The organism is Microcystis sp. M53598_WE2 (assembly GCF_030067735.1).
Lineage (GTDB): Bacteria > Cyanobacteriota > Cyanobacteriia > Cyanobacteriales > Microcystaceae > Microcystis > Microcystis aeruginosa.
This window is the reverse complement of record NZ_JASJFE010000356.1, coordinates 1-2749: the sequence shown is the minus strand read 5'-3', so window position 1 is coordinate 2749 and position 2749 is coordinate 1. Positions and strand designations below refer to the sequence as shown.

Here is a 2749-nt window from a genome sequence, read left to right as displayed (position 1 = left end):
CGCTTTGATTAAAGCTAGTCCGGGGGTAGTTGATCGCGGAATGATGGGTTATCGTCAACTAATCGAGGAAAAAGCGCGCTCTGCTATTCATTACTACGGTTGCACCTATCGTGAGATCGATTGTATTTCTGTGCGCGAGTCGGCAGTGGTGGGTTGTCTGCCAGTGGTGACGGATTTTGCTGTTTTTCGAGAAAAGGACTACTGTGTGAAAGTACCGGGGGAAGTAACCGATCCGGCTACTCAGGAAGCTATAGCCTGGAAAATTGTCGAATTACTGAAAAATCCCCAGCTTTTGTCCCAAGAGCGCGAAAGATGTCGTCAAATTGCCCTAACTGACACTTGGGAGCGATCGGCCGCCGCTTGGTTAGATGTGATTGAAAAGGAGTCTCCGAGCCAGTAGATTGTTTACTTAGGGTATGCTGAAAAAGTAGGGGCGAAGCATTCGGATAGAAAATCTACGGTTTCAGCGATAGGTTATTGCCCGAATGCTTCGCCCCTACAGATATTATTTGAAGACCTACCAGGACGCCAGCCGCTCAAGATGCAAGGTTTTTGAGCCACTAGCTTGAAAATCTTGCAGCTGCTTCGCCAAACATTCCCTCAAACCCCTTACCTCGTCTATATTTCACATTTATTCAGCCAACCCTACTCAGACTAGAAAAGTAACATTTTCGCTTATAAGTGCCTAAATTAGGGATTTTAAGGGGAAGTACGCCCTTGAAATCTCACTTATGCGGGATATCTATGAGCATTTCCTCTAAAACCCTGGCTACCCTTAGGATTAAGTCTTCGCGATCAGGAGCGGCGATGATTTGTAAACCTAACGGTAGCTGGGATGGGCGTTTAATCGGCAAAGAAAGGGCAGGTAAACCGATAAAAGAAAAAGGTTGGGTGAATCTGCCTAAATTAGGTCTAATTAATAGCTCTTGCCCGTCAATAATCATTTTTTCTACTCCTAACGGTGGCGCAATACAGGGAATCGTCGGGGTGAGAATAATATCGACTTCGCTGAAAATCTCTCGCAGACGATCGCGATACCAACGGCGAAAACGTTGAGCCTGTAAATACCAGCTAGAGGGAATTAATGCCCCTGCCAAGAAGCGATCCCGGGTTGCGGGGTCAAAATCCTCTAATCTGGTCTGTAAACGCGGTAAATGCCAATTTGCGCCCTCGGAAGCGGTAATTATATAGGCGGATGCCCTGGCGCGGGCGGTTTCGGGAATGGTGATTTTTTTGGTAACTCCTAAACGTTCGGCGATCGCTGTCACCGCCTCGATTACTTCCAGTTCGGCTCCCTGCTGAAAATAATCGTCGGCAAGGGCTATTTTTACGCCCTCTAAGCCATTTAAAGAAGCTTTAAGGTTATTTTTGGCAAAAAGACTCCAAATAGCCGCCATATCCGCCACATTACCGCTAAAAAATCCCGGATGGTCTAAACTACTAACGAACAAAAATAGGCCCTGACGGGATACGCGCCCAAAGGTGGGTTTTAGCCCCACCACGCCACAGCAAGCGGCGGGAACCCTCACGGAACCATTAGTATCGGAACCGAGGGCGAGAGGGACTAAATTAGCGGCAACGGCGGCGGCGGAACCGCCGGAGGATCCCCCCGAGACGCGACTAGGATCGAGGGGGTTGGCAGTGGCTCCATAATGGGCATTTTCGGTGACAAAACCGTAGGCGTACTCATCCATATTGGTCGCCCCCACCAAAACTGCCCCGGCTGCTTCTAGGGTTTGTATAGCGATCGCATCTTGTCCGGCGACAGGGTGATCTCGATTGATTTTGGAACCGGCAAGGGTGACAATACCCTCGATATCAAAGAGATTTTTGACGGCGAAGGGGACTCCTGCTAAGACACCGACGGGTTCACCGTTGGCGATCGCTAGATCGATTTTTTGGGCTTGAGCGAGCGCTCTAGGGTGTAAAATGTCGGTAAAGCAATTTAAATGGGGATTTTTTGCCTCTATCTCCGCCAAAGTCTGGCTAATAACTTCTAAGGCGCTAGTTTGACGATTTTGGATCGATCGAGCTAAATTGCACACAGAAATAGTCATGGTTCAAAGCTGAGGGCGCTTTCCCCGTCATCCTCTAAGGGAAATTCTGTCACTAAACTGGCGATTTCTTGCAAGCGTTGCCAGTTTTCAACCACAGAATTTAAATAGCGATCGGGAATGGCTAAATCTAGGATTTTCGCCATGATCATAACGTATTCTTCTGGATTATTCATAGATTTCGTTCTGGTTGGGGTGAAGGAGATCAAGATTTGCTTGAAAGCAGCGCTCAGGAATAAAATCGACACCTAGTTAAGCTGTGAAAATTGCTAGGATATAAGAGAAAATCTCCTGTAAATACAATAGCTATCCCTAGGGAGGAAGTATAACTTAAATTTGTTCTTGACCACCGACTCCCTAGGATCATAACCTGAGATATGATCCTAGAACTGTATATTGAGATATTTTCCCCTCCTTCACCTCCGGATTAAATTAAACTTATAAGTAGGGAGGCACAATTATTTGTAGGATGGGTTAGCAGTAGCGTAACATAATCGGGCGTTGGGTTTCATTCTTCAACCCAACCTACGTTCATCTTATATTTAATTCCACCCACCTACTTATATGACCAAAAACAAGAGGTAACAAGTCTCCCCTAGCAAGAGAATGAAAATTAAAAGCTACTAAAGACTGCTGGTAGTCACTGATAACTGATAACTGATAACTGATAACTGATAACTGATAACTGATAACTG

At 46.3% G+C, this 2749-nt stretch carries 3 protein-coding genes; 1 reads left to right on the top strand and 2 read right to left on the bottom strand.

What is annotated here, in order from left to right; all coding sequences use genetic code 11:
- A partial coding sequence (locus PX636_RS07640) for a glycosyltransferase (RefSeq protein WP_502882856.1) occupies window positions 1-400 on the top strand: 400 nt, incomplete at its 5' end.
- Between the two features lie 325 nt (window positions 401-725).
- Here PX636_RS07640 and PX636_RS07635 read toward each other — a convergent pair.
- Both PX636_RS07635 and PX636_RS07630 read right to left on the bottom strand, forming a co-directional pair.
- Window positions 726-2057: an AtzE family amidohydrolase gene (locus PX636_RS07635; RefSeq protein ID WP_288116648.1), complete on the bottom strand. Its 1332-nt coding sequence runs from the start codon at window positions 2055-2057 to the stop codon at window positions 726-728.
- Window positions 2054-2230 (bottom strand): DUF4089 domain-containing protein, encoded by a 177-nt coding sequence (locus PX636_RS07630; protein ID WP_002758987.1) that lies wholly within the window; start codon window positions 2228-2230, stop codon window positions 2054-2056. Before PX636_RS07630 ends, PX636_RS07635 begins: the two co-directional genes overlap by 4 nt.
- Between the last annotated feature and the right edge of the window lie 519 nt (window positions 2231-2749).